Origin of the sequence: Thioclava sp. SK-1 (genome assembly GCF_001705665.1) — a bacterium.
GTDB lineage: Bacteria > Pseudomonadota > Alphaproteobacteria > Rhodobacterales > Rhodobacteraceae > Thioclava.
Genome location: NZ_MDHA01000025.1, coordinates 176,956 through 193,210, shown reverse-complemented (window position 1 = coordinate 193,210; position 16,255 = coordinate 176,956). Strand labels below are relative to the sequence as shown.

18 protein-coding genes are annotated in these 16,255 nt (G+C 57.8%); 8 read left to right on the top strand and 10 right to left on the bottom strand.

Annotation, left to right across the window (positions count from 1 at the left end):
* The first annotated feature begins 1 nt into the window (after position 1).
* Positions 2–634, top strand: coding sequence for a uracil phosphoribosyltransferase (upp, locus tag BFP70_RS03790; protein ID WP_083217338.1), 633 nt, complete (start codon positions 2–4; stop codon positions 632–634).
* Positions 635–701: 67 nt separating this feature from the next.
* On the top strand, positions 702–2,213 hold the full coding sequence (locus BFP70_RS03785) for an SPOR domain-containing protein (protein ID WP_066010028.1): 1,512 nt from the start codon (positions 702–704) through the stop codon (positions 2,211–2,213).
* 63 nt (positions 2,214–2,276) lie between these two features.
* Here the strand turns inward: BFP70_RS03785 and BFP70_RS03780 are convergent, their stop codons facing one another.
* Positions 2,277–3,293: a hypothetical protein gene (locus BFP70_RS03780; RefSeq protein ID WP_066010027.1), complete on the bottom strand. Its 1,017-nt coding sequence runs from the start codon at positions 3,291–3,293 to the stop codon at positions 2,277–2,279.
* Positions 3,294–3,458: 165 nt separating this feature from the next.
* On the opposite strand from BFP70_RS03780, the gene BFP70_RS03775 reads away from it, so the two are divergent.
* Positions 3,459–4,106 carry a sulfotransferase family 2 domain-containing protein gene (locus BFP70_RS03775; protein WP_066010026.1) on the top strand — a complete coding sequence of 216 codons (648 nt, stop codon included), beginning with the start codon at positions 3,459–3,461 and terminating at the stop codon, positions 4,104–4,106.
* A gap of 199 nt (positions 4,107–4,305) precedes the next feature.
* On the top strand, positions 4,306–4,977 hold the full coding sequence (locus BFP70_RS03770) for a Hint domain-containing protein (RefSeq protein WP_176715486.1): 672 nt from the start codon (positions 4,306–4,308) through the stop codon (positions 4,975–4,977).
* Between the two features lie 70 nt (positions 4,978–5,047).
* Here the strand turns inward: BFP70_RS03770 and BFP70_RS03765 are convergent, their stop codons facing one another.
* The 5 genes from BFP70_RS03765 to BFP70_RS03750 form a co-directional block, all read right to left on the bottom strand.
* A complete protein-coding gene (locus tag BFP70_RS03765) occupies positions 5,048–7,228 on the bottom strand; it encodes a 3-hydroxyacyl-CoA dehydrogenase NAD-binding domain-containing protein (protein ID WP_066010024.1) in 2,181 nt (726 codons plus the stop codon).
* Positions 7,221–7,358, bottom strand: a complete 138-nt coding sequence (locus BFP70_RS20950; RefSeq protein ID WP_176715485.1) for a hypothetical protein — start codon at positions 7,356–7,358, stop codon at positions 7,221–7,223. Before BFP70_RS20950 ends, BFP70_RS03765 begins: the two co-directional genes overlap by 8 nt.
* Positions 7,359–7,366: 8 nt before the next feature.
* Complete coding sequence (locus tag BFP70_RS03760) at positions 7,367–8,578, bottom strand: acetyl-CoA C-acetyltransferase (protein WP_066010023.1); 1,212 nt, start codon at positions 8,576–8,578, stop codon at positions 7,367–7,369.
* Positions 8,579–8,615: 37 nt separating this feature from the next.
* Positions 8,616–9,236: a glutathione S-transferase family protein gene (locus BFP70_RS03755; RefSeq protein ID WP_066010022.1), complete on the bottom strand. Its 621-nt coding sequence runs from the start codon at positions 9,234–9,236 to the stop codon at positions 8,616–8,618.
* Positions 9,237–9,373: 137 nt separating this feature from the next.
* Positions 9,374–9,586, bottom strand: a complete 213-nt coding sequence (locus BFP70_RS03750; RefSeq protein WP_066010111.1) for a hypothetical protein — start codon at positions 9,584–9,586, stop codon at positions 9,374–9,376.
* Between the two features lie 165 nt (positions 9,587–9,751).
* On the opposite strand from BFP70_RS03750, the gene BFP70_RS20945 reads away from it, so the two are divergent.
* On the top strand, positions 9,752–9,910 hold the full coding sequence (locus BFP70_RS20945) for a hypothetical protein (protein ID WP_176715479.1): 159 nt from the start codon (positions 9,752–9,754) through the stop codon (positions 9,908–9,910).
* A gap of 128 nt (positions 9,911–10,038) precedes the next feature.
* Here BFP70_RS20945 and BFP70_RS03745 read toward each other — a convergent pair whose 3' ends face one another.
* The 3 genes from BFP70_RS03745 to BFP70_RS03735 all read right to left on the bottom strand — a co-directional run bounded on the left by BFP70_RS03745 (position 10,039) and on the right by BFP70_RS03735 (position 12,831).
* On the bottom strand, positions 10,039–11,808 hold the full coding sequence (locus tag BFP70_RS03745) for an acyl-CoA dehydrogenase C-terminal domain-containing protein (RefSeq protein ID WP_066010021.1): 1,770 nt from the start codon (positions 11,806–11,808) through the stop codon (positions 10,039–10,041).
* 15 nt (positions 11,809–11,823) lie between these two features.
* Positions 11,824–12,222, bottom strand: a complete 399-nt coding sequence (locus tag BFP70_RS03740; RefSeq protein WP_066010020.1) for a MerR family DNA-binding transcriptional regulator — start codon at positions 12,220–12,222, stop codon at positions 11,824–11,826.
* 210 nt (positions 12,223–12,432) lie between these two features.
* Complete coding sequence (locus tag BFP70_RS03735; RefSeq protein ID WP_066010019.1) at positions 12,433–12,831, bottom strand: MerR family DNA-binding transcriptional regulator; 399 nt, start codon at positions 12,829–12,831, stop codon at positions 12,433–12,435.
* Positions 12,832–12,974: 143 nt separating this feature from the next.
* Between BFP70_RS03735 and BFP70_RS03730 the strand changes: the two genes are divergently transcribed.
* The 3 genes from BFP70_RS03730 to BFP70_RS03720 are packed head-to-tail and all read left to right on the top strand — an operon-like array spanning position 12,975 to position 15,279.
* Positions 12,975–13,424 (top strand): PaaI family thioesterase, encoded by a 450-nt coding sequence (locus BFP70_RS03730; protein WP_066010018.1) that lies wholly within the window; start codon positions 12,975–12,977, stop codon positions 13,422–13,424.
* Positions 13,421–13,930 carry a PaaI family thioesterase gene (locus BFP70_RS03725; RefSeq protein WP_066010017.1) on the top strand — a complete coding sequence of 170 codons (510 nt, stop codon included), beginning with the start codon at positions 13,421–13,423 and terminating at the stop codon, positions 13,928–13,930. Before BFP70_RS03730 ends, BFP70_RS03725 begins: the two co-directional genes overlap by 4 nt.
* Positions 13,930–15,279, top strand: a complete 1,350-nt coding sequence (locus BFP70_RS03720) for an MATE family efflux transporter (RefSeq protein WP_066010016.1) — start codon at positions 13,930–13,932, stop codon at positions 15,277–15,279. Before BFP70_RS03725 ends, BFP70_RS03720 begins: the two co-directional genes overlap by 1 nt.
* Here BFP70_RS03720 and BFP70_RS03715 read toward each other — a convergent pair.
* Positions 15,273–16,223 carry a glyoxylate/hydroxypyruvate reductase A gene (locus BFP70_RS03715; protein WP_066010015.1) on the bottom strand — a complete coding sequence of 317 codons (951 nt, stop codon included), beginning with the start codon at positions 16,221–16,223 and terminating at the stop codon, positions 15,273–15,275. The two genes, BFP70_RS03720 and BFP70_RS03715, sit on opposite strands and share 7 nt — an antisense overlap.
* Positions 16,224–16,255 lie beyond the last annotated feature (32 nt).

Sequence of the window (16,255 nt, the reverse complement as noted above, 5' to 3'; positions counted from 1 at the left end):
CTTGAGCACTCATCTGACCGTCGTCACGCATCCATTGGTCCAGCACAAACTGACGTTGATGCGGAAAACCGAAACCTCGACTGCATCCTTTCGTCAATTGCTGCGCGAAATCAGCTTGCTATTGGCCTATGAGGTAACGCGAGAGCTGGATCTGACGCAGACCACCATCACCACACCTATGTGCGAGATGCAGGCCCCGATTTTAGAGGGCAAGAAGCTTGCGCTAATCTCTATCTTGCGGGCCGGGAATGGGCTGATGGACGGTATTCTGGAACTGATCCCGGCGGCACGGGTGGGGTTTGTCGGGTTGTATCGTGACCCACAGACGCTGCAACCGGTGGAATATTACTGCAAGCTGCCCGCAAGTTTGGAAGAGCGGATGACGATTGTGGTTGACCCGATGCTGGCAACGGGGAATTCCTCGGTCGCGGCGCTGGATCTGGTAAAGGCAAAAGGCGCAAAAAACATCAGGTTCCTGTGTCTTTTGGCCTCCCCTGAAGGCGTGGAGCGCATGCGTCAAGCCCATCCCGATGTTCCGGTGATCACTGCCGCGCTGGATGAGGGGCTAAATGATCACGGTTATATCATTCCGGGTCTAGGGGATGCGGGTGACCGTATGTTTGGCACAAAATAGGGCGTAGTCCCTTTACTTGCGCGGTGTCATCCGGCATCTTCGCTGAAAGGTATTTGCGGGGGCAAAAATGCATTTCGGTTTGGGAATTACGGCGGCTGTTATAGCGGCGATCATCGGTATCACACCCGAGCGTGGCCTCGCGCAGGGCTCTGCCCCGATGGAGCTGCCGCCGGCATCCTATTCCGGGCGGCAATATGTCGATAGCGCGGGCTGCGTCTTCGTACGTGCAGGCTACGGGGAGAACGTGCGTTGGGTGCCACGTGTGAACCGTGACCGCACGCCCCTGTGCAATTATAAGCCAACATTCGCAGGCGAGGCCCGCCCCGTTTTAGACATTGCTCGTACCGCGCCAGCACCGCAGGCCGACACAGCCGAGGTTGCCTCTGCACGGCCCACCACAGCGCCAGTGACGAAACCGGCGCGTCCAGCGGCCTCTGCCACAAGCTTTGGCACGGCAACCGGTGCCCCGATGGAGACGATCGCTTCTGCTATGGTGCCAAAGCCTGCCCCGCGCCCAACAGCCGTTCGCAAGGTCACCGCGCCAGCCCCCGCCGCGCCGCCTGTCGATCGCGTGATCACATCGCTGAATATGCCCCATTCCCCTGCGGTGCCAGCTTCGGCGGGGCAGTATGTCTCGCCATATGCGTTTACAGGCGGTACGGATGTGGCGGAAATTGCATCAGTGCGCACTGTGACAACGACGGCCTGCCCCAATGGTGTGACTTCGGCTCAGCGGTATAGCCTGTCCAACGGGCGCACTGTTCTGCGGTGTGGCGCACCGGTGGAAAACCCGGCGGCGTTTATCAATGCCGCTGCCGTTCCGGGGCTCAATGTGGCCCCGGCATCGGGATATGTCTCTCCCTATATGGCGGGCGGCACGGCGCAGGCGACCATGCCGACCCGTTCCACGGCAATGTATCGCAATACCACCGCCTTACCGACAACCGGTGTCACTTCGGTTTCCCCACAGATGCCGGTGGCTGCGGCGCAAAACCCGCAGCAGGCCTATGCGCGGACCAGCCCCTATGCCGCCGAGCTGATCCCGAATGAAGTCTATGTGAAACTGCCGTCCGGGCCTGCAACCTTAGCGCCGGTGACGGTGGCAACCAAATCGCATGGCGGCACAGGCTATCGTCCGGCGTTTTCCGATGGGCGTTTGAACCCTTATCGCGGCCCACGCGCAGATGCGGGCGATGCGCAGATGGCGCAGATCTGGACCAATGAGGTGCCTGCGCGTTTGGTCACGCGTAACACGCCAGTGCGCCGGAAAATTGCAGTTCAGGTGCAAACAAGCGCGGCCCAGACTGATTACAATGTGGTGCAATACTCGTCCAAAAGCAGCCCGGCGCGGCCAGCAGCTGCGGCCAAGGGGCGTTATGTACAGGTTGGCAGCTTTGGTCAGGCGGCGAATGCGGCCGGAGCAAAAGCGCGTCTGTCTGGAATGGGTTTGCCCGTGACCAGCGCGCGCAGCGGTGGGTTGCAGGTTGTTCTGGCCGGGCCGTTCTCTTCTACGTCGCAGCTGCAATCGGCATTGCGTGCGGCGCGGGCGTCGGGTTTCGGGGATGCGTTTATCCGTTAAACCCGATGTGCGAGTATGTTGAAGCAAATCTAAAGGGCGGCTGTTGGTGCCGCCTTTTGTATGTCAACTTTCGCAAATGTCTTGCAAAGCGACCCATTGCGCATCGCGCAGCACGGGGGTGGGGGCTGGCGCGCCTTTGAACGGGTCGGCCTCTATCAGGCCCAGGACCGTTTCGCCGCTGGGATCCAGGGAATACGCATAGGGGGTGGATGACACACCCGCCTGTGCGAAGGCCTGCAACAACATAGTATCACTGGAACGAAGGGGCGAGGTTTGCAAAAGTTCTGCGCCATAGCCGCGGATCTGCTCTTGTGGCAGTGCACCTGTGGTTAGCAATGTAAAGGCTGCACGCAGTCCAGCCCATTGCAGGAATTTTTCCAGCGGATCTTGTTGTGCAACAGTCAGCTCTGCCGCAATAACCTGCCCTGCGGCGACTTCGGGCGTGTCCACTGTATCAATCGCGCCGCGCCCCAGAACGGTGATTTTGCCAGGCAATCGCCGTGCGCTGTTGATCCCGCCGGGCAGCACAATGATTGTTTCTGGCCCCTGAAGCCGCGTTGCCAAAGCATGCAGCGCAGCCATGCCTGCCGGGGCACGGCAGGGCGTTCCTGTCAAACTGCTCATGTCGGCTAGGATCTGTCGTCCGATCTCTGCCCGGATCGGCATGGGTGCGACGCGGGCCGCATGTTCCACCAGCGCATTGGGCAGCCATAATACACCCAATGCCACGATCGACACACCGGCCAGACCGAAAAGAACACCGCGCAAGCGCCCCGGATGCGGGCGTTTGGCGGCGATAACAGCATGGACCTTTTCGATCGCTTCGATCATCACATCATCGGTCAGCTCCAGCTCTTCGCTGGGGTCTTCGCTGGGGGCGTAAATGGCTGGCTGCTTGCCCGGATTGCGCCGGATCATTGCAGGCAGTGACCAATGGGTGATCGCCTGTCCGGATTTTTCATCTGCGATCACTAGGGTCGCATCGCCAAAGGATACGATAACGTCCCGGCGCTGAGCGTCGGGCGTCTCGCGCCATAACCCAATCGATTCCAGACGGTCATACTGCGGAAGGGCGATCATGCTGGCTCGATCTTTCCAAATAAACTGCTTTTTATCGTTACTATAGATTGTAGCGCATCGCAGCGGAGCGTCAATTGATGGTGACATGACTTCGGGCCGTTCTACTGCGCATTTGCGCCATTGTGGGGCTTTTCCAGGGCAGCGTTTTCGGGCATCATTTATGGTATGATCGTCTCCCATGGCCGCAAGTTCATTTTTGTGCATATCCCGAAAACTGGCGGCACGGCTTTGGCTCTGGCGTTAGAGTCACGGGCGATGGCCGATGACCTTATGGTAGGGGACACGCCCAAAGCACAGCGACGTAAGCGCAGGCTTTCAGATGTCACGACACAGGGGCGGCTGTGGAAACATTCCACCCTTGCCGATGGGATCGGGCTATACAGCTTGGATCAAGCACAGCGCTATTTCACCTTTACACTGGTGCGCAACCCGTGGGACCGGATTGTCAGTTATTACCATTGGTTGCGGCACCAACGGTTTGCCCATCCCGCGGTGGCCTTGGCGCAAAAGGTCGATTTTACTGCATTTCTTGCTGATCCGAAGATACAGCACAGCCTTCGCGCCGCCCCCTATAGCACCTATATGACCCTACCCAATGGGGCAGAGCACTGTAATGCCTATCTGCGATTGGAACATTTGGACGAAGATGCCGCCCCGCTGGAGGCCCATCTGGGGTTCAATATCACACCGCTTGCCCGGGCCAATACCTCGGATAGGGGGCGCGATTGGCGCGCATATTACGACCCGCGCCAGCGTGATCTGGTGGCCGATCTGTGCCGTGCTGATATCACGCGCTTTCACTATAGCTATTAACCGTGATTGGGCGTCCAGCCTGTCCTTGCGCCCAGACTGAACCAGTTGACCCAAGGTCGACGGGAACAATTTCCCCCTTGGCCGATGTTTGTTGCCAAGCTTTGCTGTATTGCCCTTTTTTGGCCTAATTATGGCCCACGAATCATCCCGAGCCGTTGGTGATATTAACCACAACGGGAACGCCCTGATTCAGTTGGGCATGCATGGGACGCACGCGATGTTTGGATTGACGACCAAAAGCCGCACCACATGGGGTCATGAGGCGCTGTATGAGGCTTCGGACTATGTTGACGGTTTTACGCAGGCCGAAACGGTTCAGGCCGAGGGTATCGTAAGCGGCACGAAAATTCACAGCGAACACGGCTGGCGCCCGATTGAGGCAATTCAGCCGGGCGATAAAATCACCACTTTTGACAATGGGCCACGTGCTGTTGCGCAGGTGAAACGTGCACAGCTTTGGACCGGGCAGGGCAATTGCCCGCGCCACGCTTTGCCATTGGCGGTTCCCGCCGGTGCCTTGGGCAATGCAACGCCGTTGCTGCTTCTGCCTGAGCAAAACGTGATGATCGAAAGTGACCTAGCCGAAAGCGTCTTTGGCGACCCCTTTGCCATGATCCCCTCTGCCGCGTTGGAAGGTTATAACGGCATCACACGGATTGAACCAATGGGCACCACCGAAGTCTTTGTTCTGGAGTTTGAAGAAGAACAGGTCATCTATGCCAATGGTGCCGGAATGATCCATTGTCAGGCCGCCGCCCATGATCGCCGTGGGATTGAGGTGTTCTTGGAAGACAACACACAGGGTTATGCGTCCTTGCCGATTGAAACGGCGCGGGCCTTGGTCGCGGCATTGGACAGCTGCGAAGGCTGATCCTTTGCGAAACAGATATGTCAAAGCCGGGCCTCGTCAGCCCGGCTTTGGTCATTTTACGCGCCTGTGATCACGCGGCCTGCTGGCCGCTGCCGTAACGATCATAGAATTTTTCGCCTTTGGCGGCCATTTCGCGCAGAAGGGCCGGGGCAGCAAAGCGCGGACCATGTGCTGCCTCTAATGCGGTGCAGATATCAACGGCCCGGGCCGCGCCAATGATATCCAGCCATGCAAACGGGCCGCCCGACCATGGGGCAAACCCCCAGCCTAGGATCGCGCCGACATCGCCTTCGCGGATATCGGTCAAAACGCCAGCCTCAAAGGCGCGAACCGCCTCTAGCACCTGCGCCATCAGCAGGCGATGTTGTACTGTCTCGACGCTGGGCTGTGCGCCAGGCGTGTAGTGCTGTGTCAGCCCATCCCACAGCAATGTGCGTTTGCCCGCATCATCATAGCTGTAGAAGCCTGCCTTTGCTTTGCGGCCCAAACGCCCCTGATCGGCCATCCAGAACAGGACCTCATCGACGGCACTGTCGGGATAGGCATCGCCCATCGCCGCTTTTGTCGCCTTGGCAATTTTTACGCCCAGCTCGATCGAGGTCTCATCTACCAGTTGCAAGGGGCCCAACGGCATGCCAACCATTTTCGCCGCGTTTTCAACCAATGCCGGGGCAACCCCTTCGGACACCATCCGCATCCCCTCATTCAGATAGGGAATGATGCAGCGATTGGCATAGAAGAAGCGTGCATCATTGACGACAATCGGTGTTTTGCGGATCTGGCGCACGAAATCCAACGCTTTGGCCACCGCGACCTCACCGGTTTCGGCACCTTTGATGATCTCGACCAGGTTCATTTTCTCCACCGGAGAGAAGAAATGGATCCCGATGAACCGCGTGGGGCTGGTCGCGGCTTTGGCCAACATTGTGATCGGCAAAGTGGATGTATTGGTTGCGAAAATCGCATCTTTGGGCATCGCCGCTTCGGCGCGGGCGGTGACCTCTGCCTTTACCTTGGGATCTTCAAACACCGCTTCGATCACCAGATCGCAATCGTGCAGCGCGGCATAGTCTGTGGTCGCGGTGATCAGATCCAGAACGGCGGCCTTCTTTTCGGGTGTTGTCTTGCGCCGCTTGATCCCCTTATCCAGATAGGCCGCACTATAGGATTTTCCGCGCTCTGCTGCCGTTTGATCGGCATCAATCAATATCACCTCAATGCCAGCCATGGCTGATGACAGCGCAATTCCTGCGCCCATCATCCCCGCGCCCAAAACCCCAAGCTTGCGTACGGTTTGGCTTGGCACATCGGGGCGGTTGGCACCTTTTTCCAATGCGGTTTTGTTCAAGAATAACGACCGGATCATCGCCGAGGAAGACGGGTTCATCAAAACCGAGGTAAACCAGCGCGCTTCAATTTTTAGGGCTTGGTCAAAGGGCACCAGCGCCCCTTCATAGACCGAGGATAACAGCGCCTTCGCGGCCGGATACACGCCTTGTGTTTTGCCGTTGATCATCGCGCTGGCGCCGACAAAGGTCATGAACCCCGCAGGATGATAAGGCGCGCCGCCAGGCATTTTATAACCCTTGGCATCCCAGGGTTTTACCAGATCGCTATCTTTGGCTTGCAAGACCCAGTCACGTGCGGCTTGCATTGGATCGGCGCTGACCTCATCAATTAAACCGCCTGTTTTTGCGGCCTTTGGGTTGGACAGTTTGCCTTCCAGCAAATATGGCGCAGCAGCCATCGCGCCCAGTTTGCGCGACATCCGTGTGGTGCCACCTGCGCCGGGGAAGATGCCAATCATGATTTCAGGCAGGCCGATCTTGGCCTTAGGGTTATCGGCGCTGAAAATCCGGTGACATGACAGCGGAATTTCCAGCCCGATGCCCAAGGCCGTGCCCGGCAGAACCGCCACAATCGGCTTCCCACCTTTCAGGGTTTTAGGATCCATTCCGGCGCGTTCAATTTTGCGCATCAGATGATGCATTGCCATGATACCGTCAAAGACACCTTGCGCGCCCTGGGCTTGCATCCCGGCCAAAACATTCAAATCCATCCCGGCCGCAAAATCCTCTTTGCCAGAGGTCAAGATGACGCCTTTGCATGCCGCGTCCGCAAGCGCCTGATCGATCAACCCATCAAGCACCGAAAGCCCTTCTAAGCTTAGCACATTCATGGATTTATCCGGGACATCCCAGGTAATCACACCCACGCCATCGGCACCGAGTTCATAGGTAAAATCAGCCATTTTTTCCTCCCTCGGGCAGATCTGCTTGCCCGTCCATATGCGTGGAACGGCTGTAGCCGTTCACAAAATGCACGTTCTGATTGCGTTTTGAAGCGGTGCAGCGGTTCGGTATTGCGTTGATCAGATCCATGCCCGGCCTCACACGCGTTCGATGATTGTGGCGGCACCCATGCCCGAGGCGATGCATAGCGTCGCAAGGCCCGTGGTCAGGTCGCGCCGTTCCAGTTCATCAAGCAATGTGCCGATGATTATCGCTCCCGTGGCACCCAAAGGGTGGCCCATCGCGATAGAGCCGCCATTCACATTTACACGGCTTTCGTCGACATCAAACGCCTGCATGAATCGCAACACCACGGCCGCGAAGGCTTCGTTAACCTCAAACAGGTCGATGTCTGAAATCGACATGCCACTGTCGCGTAGGATCTTTTGCGTGGCCGGGACAGGGCCTGTCAGCATTATGGTGGGGTCCGTGCCGATTTTACATGTGGCGCGAATTCGCGCGCGCGGTTTCAGCCCATGTGCCTCGCCAAATTCCTTGTTTCCAATCAACACTGCCGCTGCGCCATCCACAATCCCAGAGGAGTTCCCGGCATGGTGGACATGGTTCACCACCTCTAGATGCGGGTATTTCAGCTTTGCCACAGCATCAAAGCCGGGCATCGTTTCCCCCATATCCTTGAAGCTGGCTTTCAGCGCCGACAGCGCCTGCGCTGTTGTGTCCGGGCGCATATATTCATCACGGTCCAAAATCGTCAGCCCGTTTTGATCGGTCACCGGGACGATGGATTTCGCAAAGCGATTGTCCGCCCAAGCCTGCGCCGCGCGTTGTTGTGAAAGTGCTGCCAACGCGTCGCAATCCTCGCGGCTAAAGCCGTATTCGGTTGCAATAATGTCAGCAGAGATGCCCTGTGGCACGAAATAGCTGTTCATCGCAAGGCTGGGATCTACCGCAATTGCCGCCCCGTCGGATCCCATTGCAACCCGGCCCATCATTTCGACCCCGCCAGCGATATAGGCCTGACCTGCACCACCACGCACCTGATTGGCCGCCAAATTCACCGCCTCCATACCGGAGGCGCAAAAGCGGTTGATAGACAGGCCCGGAATGGATTCGTCCAGATCAGATGCCAGCACGGCAGAGCGGGCCAGGCATCCACCCTGTTCCCCAACCTGCGTGACATTGCCCCAGATTACGTCCTCTACCGCGTGGCCCGTCAGGCCATTGCGCGCTGCAACCGCGTTCAATATCCGCGCCGATAGCGCCAGCGATGTTACCTCATGCAGCGCGCCGTTTTTGCGGCCTTTGCCGCGCGGGGTGCGGCAAGCATCATAGATATAGGCTTCGGTCATCTTCGGTCCTCCTCCAACCGGAATGCATGGGCGCGGTTCAGGCGCGGTCTGCAGGGCTTCCGGGCATCATGTCATAGGGGTGTTTCCAACCTGGTATGGCGCTAATCTGGTCCAACCACGCGGCGATATTCGGAAATGTTGTGGCGCTATAGCCAAATGGTTCAGGGTAATAGAGATAGGCGCAGCAGGCAAAATCGGCCAAGCTGGGGCCATCACCCGCAATCCAGTCACGCCCCGCCAAATGATCATTCAATGTGGTCAGTGCGGCCTGAACCCGGCCCGATAGCCATCCAATCGCCTCTTGCGGGCGTTTGTCTTCGGGCAAGAAATTCATCATGAAGCGTAGGGCCCCAAATTGCGAGCTGCCCTTATGGTTGTCCCAAAACAGCCAGCGCATGACCTCGGGCGTGGGGGTGAATTTTCCCGTGGCCTCGGCCACATGCAGTTGGATCATGCCTGATTGGGTCAATGTCTGGCCCTGATCAACCAACACGGGGCATTCGCCCATCGGATTGATGGCGCGAAATTCCGGTGTTCGGGTTTCGCCATTGAAGAAATCGACATAGACGGGGCTCCATTCAAACCCGGCCAATGTCATTGTCAGCGCTGCCTTATAGGCATTACCGCTTTCCCCAAAACAATAGAGTTGTGCAACCATCTGGCTCTCTCCCCCTGTCCGTCCCGATTGCGGGCGGCGTGTGACTATATTTGCGGATGATTGACCCGCAGGTAAGGGGAGGCAAGCCTATTCGCCGCAACGTCACATGGGCGTGACGTGGCGGCGCGACTAAGCGGTCAACGTTTGCGGTCGGCAAGCTCTGCTTTGAACAAGCGCAAACGGTGGCTAAGATTGTCTGACTTTGTCACGGAGCCAAAGTTTTCAAATAAAAATGTCAGCGCCTCATCCGGCGTGATCTCGGCTTCAGCTGCGAATTGACCCAGTCGACGATAGGCTTTGTTGGTCATCGCGGCGGGGAATTTTCGGGTCAATTTAAGGCGTTCAGGCATCTGCTCACTTTCGGCTTTGGGCATCAATATCCAGCTATTGTGGCAAGAATTTGAACCGGGCATGGGCGGCGCGGCGCATGTGCGCACAATTGTGTGATGGAACCAAGCACCTGATCAGGCGTCTAACCTTTAAATTGAACGTGGAAGGTTTGAGGAATGAAAATCATGAGCTTAGCAATGATTGCAGCGAGCGTTCTTACACTGTCCGCCTGTGGCCACAATGCGACGGAACGGGCAGCGACAGGCGGTCTGGGCGGTGCGCTTGTGGCAGGCCCGGTCGGCGCGGTTGTGGGCGGCACAGTGGGTGCGGCCTCTGCCAAATAAAATGGTTTAGGGGCGCGGTGATGGATCTGCCTGTGCGGGTCCCGCCATCCATGCTGCGCTATGTGGTGACACCACAAGCCGTCGTAATGCGGCTTGTGGCAATCGCATGTGGCCCGTAGGGGCCGGTATTAAAATTGATCTGCGGGCAGATCCATAACTGGCTCTGCGCCACTTTCAATCCGGGCTAAATGCATGGCGCAAGCAGGCATCTGCCGCGCCATATAATAGCGGCCAGTAGCCAACTTGGCGTCCAGATATTGCGCGTCACCTTCGCCCGCATCCAAGGCCGAAATCGCTGACGCTGCCATTCTGGTCCACATCAAGCCCAGACACACATGTCCCATCATATGCATGAAGTCATAGCTGCCAGACAGTGCGGCATTGGGTGTTTTCATGCCGTTTTCCATGAAAAACATCGCAGCGGATTGCAGCTGTTTGGAGGCCGCCTTTAGCGCATCGGTGAACGGTGCCATACGCGCATCGTCATGCAACTTGCACTCTGTTTTGATCAGGTCAAAGAAGGCCATGATCGGTTTGCCACCATCAGCGGCCAGCTTGCGCCCAACCAGATCCAGGGCCTGAACCCCATTCGCCCCTTCGTAGATCATGGCGATCCGCGCATCGCGCACGAATTGTGACATGCCCCATTCTTCGATATAGCCGTGTCCGCCAAAGACCTGCTGTGCCTGCACCGCGCTTTGGAAACCCTGATCGGTCAGGAAGCCTTTGATCACCGGGGTCAAAAGCGACACGAGCGCATGCGCCTGCTTGTCGCCCGCATGGCCCAGATCTATCAGATGCGCGCCCCAGATGGTGAAGGCTCGCGCGGCTTCGACAAAGCTTTTCTGATCCATAAGGTTGCGACGAATGTCGGGATGCACGATCAACGGATCGGCGGGTTCGGATGGTTCTGCGGCGCCAGTGACCGCACGCCCCTGACGGCGATCCTTGGCATAGGCCAAGGCATTTTGATATGCGGCCTCGGCCACGGCATAGCCCTGCAACCCGACGCCCAATCGCGCTTCGTTCATCATCGTGAACATCGCACGCATGCCTTTATGCAGATCCCCCAGCAGCCAGCCAGTCGCCCCATCGTAATTCATCACGCAGGTGGAATTGCCGTGGATCCCCATCTTTTCTTCGATATTTCCAACACTGACAGCATTGCGTGCGCCCAGGCTGCCATCGTCATTGACCATGACCTTTGGCACGATAAACAGGGAAATCCCTTTGGTGCCTTCGCCACCGCCCGGTGCCTTGGCCAGCACCAGATGGACGATATTTTCAGCCAGATCGTGATCACCGGCGGAAATAAAGATCTTTTGCCCGGTGATCTTATAGCTACCATCCGCTTGCGGCTCTGCTTTGGTGCGCAACAGACCCAGATCTGTGCCGCAATGCGGCTCGGTCAGGTTCATGGTGCCGGTCCAATCACAGGACGCCAGCTTGGGCAGCCATTTGGACTTTTGATCCTCATTGCCGTGGGCATTGATGGCGGAATAGGCACCATGGGTTAGCCCCTGATACATATTAAACGCCATATTGGCCGATACGAAAATCTCATTCACCGCAGAATACAGCGCAAAGGGCATGCCCTGTCCGCCGTGTTCAACATCACAGTCCAGCGCAGTCCAACCGCCGTCTTTCATCGCTGCAAAAGCCGCATCGAACCCTTTGGGCGTGCGCACGACGCCATTGTCCAGCACGCAGCCCTCTTGATCCCCAACCACATTCAGCGGCGCCAGCACATCCTCCGCGACTCTCGCAGCAGCCTCCAGAACGGCCCCGGTGAAGTCACGTTCCATCTCGTCATGTCCGGGCAGGCCCGAAGCCGATATGTTCAACATATCATGCAAGATGAATTGCATGTCTTTGGTATTGGCTTTGAAAGTCGGCATGTCTCACTCCCTTAGTTAGGCAGCAGACACCTCGCGCGACTTCTTTGCGAGCGCCTGCTCTCCCATGTCAATCTGCTCTCGCAGCTCGGCAATTGCCGCCCCCAATTCATCGCGTTGCGCTTCCATCTCGGCCTGGCGTTCACGGGCCAGTTTGAGGGTCTCACGCAATTGAGTCACCTGCTGGTCCCCGATCGAATACAGATCAAGAAGTTGGCGGATGTCTTCCAAGCTAAAGCCAAAACGCTTACCGCGTAGAATAAGCTTTAACCGGGCACGGTCACGACGGGTGAACAGGCGTTTCTGTCCTTCCCGGATCGGAAACAGCAGCTCCTTGCTTTCATAGAACCGCAGGGTGCGCGGCGTTACGGCAAACGCATCGCACATTTCGCGGATCGTCATTACTTCATTTTCCATTCGCGGCCTCTCGCATTTTTCCTTTTTGAGCGTGAAGCGCGACAGATTCGATTTCCGTCTTCACACTACAATGGTGGTTGACGTGAACGTCAGCGAAACGTGACGTCACAAAAAGGACTGACGTGATGTCAGGGCTGAAAGAACGTCTGGAAAAAAATTCTTTTGCTGCGCCGGGAGGATGAACGCAACAATCAGGCCAATAAAACGGCCTTACTCGTTATAAATTGATGCCGACTGGGCGGTGTCTGTTCCTTTGGCGGCGACCTCATCGCGCAGGTTCTTCAGATCTTCGATGGCCTGATCCAGCTCATTGCGTTGTTCTTGCAAAACGCTGATTTGGCGGTCGGACATCTTGACCAAGGTACGCATCTGTTCGTCCGTTCCTTGGCGATCATACATCAGCAGCCATTGCCGGATTTCTTCCAGGCTGAAGCCAAACCGCTTACCCCGTAAAATCAGGGTCAGGCGGGCAACTTCCCGAGGGCCGTAAAAACGGCTGCGGCCCTCCTTTTGGGGCGACAGAAGTTCGATATATTCATAATAGCGCAGGGTGCGCGGGGTCACGTCGAAACGTGCGCACATTTCCTTGAAACTCAGCGTATCTGTCATATCGTTTTCCATTGCCCGGTGAAACTAACGCGCAAAGCGGCCTGTCGCAACCTGACTCTTCAGTCAAGTTTGGGATGATTGGCAGTCTTGCGCCGACATCTTCGCACATAGATAGTCGCGCTGAACAGGAAATGGAGAGCGCGATGGCAGATCAACCTAAACGTGATGAAGAGCTGCGCTTACGCGTCGCGCGCGACTTCATCGATGCGCTGCCCCATGCGCGGACCCTGGGAATGCAAGTCGCGCATCTGGGCGAAGGGGAGGCTCGGATCGTCATGCCCTGGAATGAGAAGCTGATCGGGGATCCGCAAACGCGGGTGATCCATGGAGGAGCCGTGTCGGCCCTGATGGACACATGTTCTGGCGCGGCGGTGATGGCCCATCCAGAGGCACCGGTTTCAACCGCCACGATCGACCTGCGCATTGATTACATGCGTGCGGCCGTGCCAGGCCAGGTGATTACCGCGCGCGCCACCGTGTTTCACATGACCCGGACTGTCGCTTTCATCCGGGCGACAGCCCATGACGAAGAAGGGCTGGATTTGCCCGTGGCCACTGCCACCGGTGCCTTTACCGTGGAGCGCGCATCATGAGAGCCCCCGTCGAACCCGTTCAAGTGGTGAAACAACGCCGCGACGCTGCCTTGCAACGCCTGGTCAGTGCCGTGCCCTATATCGGATTTCTGGGCGTGCATTTCGATCGCCGCGGCGATGAGCTGACAGGGATCTTACCCTTTGATGAAAGCCTGATCGGCAATCATGCCCTGCGCGCCTTGCATGGGGGTGCCACTGCCGCCTTTTTGGAGGTGACTGCGATTATCGAACTGTCTTTTTCTACCTATTGGGGCCAGATCGAGGCTGGCGGTTTGATTGATCATGCCGATGCACCCTTGCCTCTGATGCCCAAGACAATTGACTTTACGGTCGATTATCTGCGGGGCGGATTGCCGCGCGATGCCTATGCGCGGGCACGGGTCAACCGGTCTGGCCGGCGCTATGCGTCGGTCCATGTGGAGGCATGGCAGGACAATCGCACGCGTCTTTTCGCGCAGGCCACGGGGCATTTCCTAATGCCTGAAAGCGCGGTAGATACGCTCTGATGGCGGCAATGGTTCAGGGGGCGGGGACGGCGATCACCCATCGTCGGGTTTTAGGCATCGCATTACCCATCGTGCTGTCCAATGCCACGGTGCCGATCCTTGGCGCGGTGGACACAGGCGTCGTGGGCCAGCTGGGCGCGGCGGCCCCGATTGGGGCTGTGGGCATTGCGACGGTAATATTATCCTCGGTCTATTGGATTTTTGGATTTTTGCGGATGGGCACATCCGGGCTTGTGGCACAGGCACATGGGGCGGGCGATCACACCGAGGTCAGTGTGACCTTGATGCGTGCCTTGCTGATTGCAGGTGCAGCCGGGTTGGCATTGATCTTGTTGCAGATGCCACTGTTTGCCGCAGCCTTTCATATCGCCCCCGCCAGCGCAGAGGTCGAAGGCCTGGCGCGCAGCTATCTGGCGATCCGCATCTGGGGCGCGCCGTTGACGATCGCGCTTTATGCGCTGACAGGGTGGCTGATCGCGCTGGAGCGGACGCAGGCAGTTTTGGTGCTGCAATTGACGATGAATGCGGTCAATGTCGCGCTTGATCTTGTCTTCGTACTGCAGTTGGGCTGGGGTGTGGAAGGTGTGGCCAGCGCGACATTGATCGCCGAGATCATCGGCGCAGCCATTGGGTTTTGGTGCGTACGCGATGCTTTTGGCCCGATGCGGGCCTTGGGCGCAGCTGTGGTGGCACGCATCTTTGACCGGGCAAAGCTGATACGGATGGCGCAGATCAATGGCGACATCATGATCCGCTCTGTTCTGTTGCAGCTAAGCTTCACCAGCTTCATGTTCCTGGCCGCGCGGCAGGGCGATGTGCAATTGGCGGCCAATCAGGTCTTGCTGCAATTCCTGATGATCACATCCTTTGCGCTTGATGGGTTTGCCTTTGCGACAGAATCCCTTGTGGGGCAGGCATTTGGCGCAAAATCCATTGTGCAGTTGCGCCGGGCGGCATGGGTGCCCGCACAATGGGGGATCGGGGCTGCCCTTATCCTGGGCGTGGTATTTGCCCTTGCCGGACCGCAGACCATCGCACTGATGGCCAGTGACCCGCAGGTGCAAGACAGCGCGCGCCGCTACTTACCGTGGCTGGTCGCCGCGCCTTTGCTCAGCGTGGCAAGCTATATGCTGGATGGGGTGTTCATCGGCGCGACCCTGACCCGAGAGATGCGCAATGCCATGCTTGTCTGCGTGGGGATTTATGGCGTTGCGGTCTATGTCTTGCCAATGTTCTGGGGCAACCACGGGCTTTGGGCGGCGCTGATGGTGTTGAATGCGGTGCGCGGGCTGGCGATGGGGTGGCTGTATCCCCGGGTCGAAGCCGCCGCCCGCGCGGCCGGTCAATAGCCGCGGCTGCGGTCAACGCGGTGAATGAAGGGCTGTCCGGTTTCACCGCGATGGATGTTTTCCGCAATCACCCGTGCTGCGGTCAGCGGCCGGGTTTCTGCAGCGATATGGGGCGTGACCGTGATGTTGGGATGTGACCAGAACGGATGATCGGCGGGCACGGGTTCGGTGCGGAATACATCCAATGTGGCATGGCCGACCTGGCCCGTGTCCAGCGCGGCGATCAGATCCTGTTCCACCAACACAGTGCCCCGCCCAGGGTTCAAGATCACCGCACCTTTGGGCATCAATGCCAAGGTCTGCGCGTTCAAAAGATCAGTTGTTGCCGGAGTGTCTGGCAAGATCGTCGCTAAGATCTCGGCCTGTGCCAGAACATCACGCAGCCCTTCGTTGCCAAAGTGACATTCGACACCTTCAATGGATTTTTGGGACCGGCTCCAGCCCAGAACACGAAAGCCCAAACCTGCCAGCTGGCGGGCACAAGCTGCCCCCAATGCACCAAGGCCCAAAACCGCAACCGTGCGATCTTGTGGCAGTGGAGGCTGAATTTGGCCTTGCCGCCAAACGCCGTCTTGATGCGACAGGTAGAAATCAATGTCCAAATGGTGGCGCAGCGTATGACCGGCCACCCATTGCACCATTCCCAGCTCTAGCCCGTCATCGACCATTCGACACAGCGGCTGCGTCAGGCTGTTGTTACCAACGATTTTTTCAACCCCCGCCCAAAGCGACAACACCGCCTTGGCCGAAGTGAATGCCGCAAAATCCTGTACCGGGCCGCGTGGATTGTAAATCACATAATCAATCGCCGCGAAATCGGGCGCGGGCTGATCCCACGGACGGTGGATTGTTGCCGTGATCCCCTTTTCGTGCAGCGCCTTGGACAGGGGTGCTGCGTAATCGTCCCAATCGGCGGTGGGGGCGTTGAACAGGATCTGGATCATGGGAACTCCTAACAGGGACTGTGCCCGGCGAA

What these genes read in the sequence shown, in the direction of transcription:
- BFP70_RS03785 (WP_066010028.1), top strand. Translation starts at nt 702, where the DNA reads ATGCATTTCGGTTTGGGAATTACGGCGGCTGTTATAGCGGCGATCATC.
- BFP70_RS03780 (WP_066010027.1), bottom strand. Translation starts at nt 3,293, where the DNA reads ATGATCGCCCTTCCGCAGTATGACCGTCTGGAATCGATTGGGTTATGG.
- BFP70_RS03775 (WP_066010026.1), top strand. Translation starts at nt 3,459, where the DNA reads ATGATCGTCTCCCATGGCCGCAAGTTCATTTTTGTGCATATCCCGAAA.
- BFP70_RS03770 (WP_176715486.1), top strand. Translation starts at nt 4,306, where the DNA reads ATGCATGGGACGCACGCGATGTTTGGATTGACGACCAAAAGCCGCACC.
- BFP70_RS03765 (WP_066010024.1), bottom strand. Translation starts at nt 7,228, where the DNA reads ATGGCTGATTTTACCTATGAACTCGGTGCCGATGGCGTGGGTGTGATT.
- BFP70_RS20950 (WP_176715485.1), bottom strand. Translation starts at nt 7,358, where the DNA reads ATGGATCTGATCAACGCAATACCGAACCGCTGCACCGCTTCAAAACGC.
- BFP70_RS03760 (WP_066010023.1), bottom strand. Translation starts at nt 8,578, where the DNA reads ATGACCGAAGCCTATATCTATGATGCTTGCCGCACCCCGCGCGGCAAA.
- BFP70_RS03755 (WP_066010022.1), bottom strand. Translation starts at nt 9,236, where the DNA reads ATGGTTGCACAACTCTATTGTTTTGGGGAAAGCGGTAATGCCTATAAG.
- BFP70_RS03750 (WP_066010111.1), bottom strand. Translation starts at nt 9,586, where the DNA reads ATGCCTGAACGCCTTAAATTGACCCGAAAATTCCCCGCCGCGATGACC.
- BFP70_RS20945 (WP_176715479.1), top strand. Translation starts at nt 9,752, where the DNA reads ATGAGCTTAGCAATGATTGCAGCGAGCGTTCTTACACTGTCCGCCTGT.
- BFP70_RS03745 (WP_066010021.1), bottom strand. Translation starts at nt 11,808, where the DNA reads ATGCCGACTTTCAAAGCCAATACCAAAGACATGCAATTCATCTTGCAT.
- BFP70_RS03740 (WP_066010020.1), bottom strand. Translation starts at nt 12,222, where the DNA reads ATGGAAAATGAAGTAATGACGATCCGCGAAATGTGCGATGCGTTTGCC.
- BFP70_RS03735 (WP_066010019.1), bottom strand. Translation starts at nt 12,831, where the DNA reads ATGACAGATACGCTGAGTTTCAAGGAAATGTGCGCACGTTTCGACGTG.
- BFP70_RS03730 (WP_066010018.1), top strand. Translation starts at nt 12,975, where the DNA reads ATGGCAGATCAACCTAAACGTGATGAAGAGCTGCGCTTACGCGTCGCG.
- BFP70_RS03725 (WP_066010017.1), top strand. Translation starts at nt 13,421, where the DNA reads ATGAGAGCCCCCGTCGAACCCGTTCAAGTGGTGAAACAACGCCGCGAC.
- BFP70_RS03720 (WP_066010016.1), top strand. Translation starts at nt 13,930, where the DNA reads ATGGCGGCAATGGTTCAGGGGGCGGGGACGGCGATCACCCATCGTCGG.
- BFP70_RS03715 (WP_066010015.1), bottom strand. Translation starts at nt 16,223, where the DNA reads ATGATCCAGATCCTGTTCAACGCCCCCACCGCCGATTGGGACGATTAC.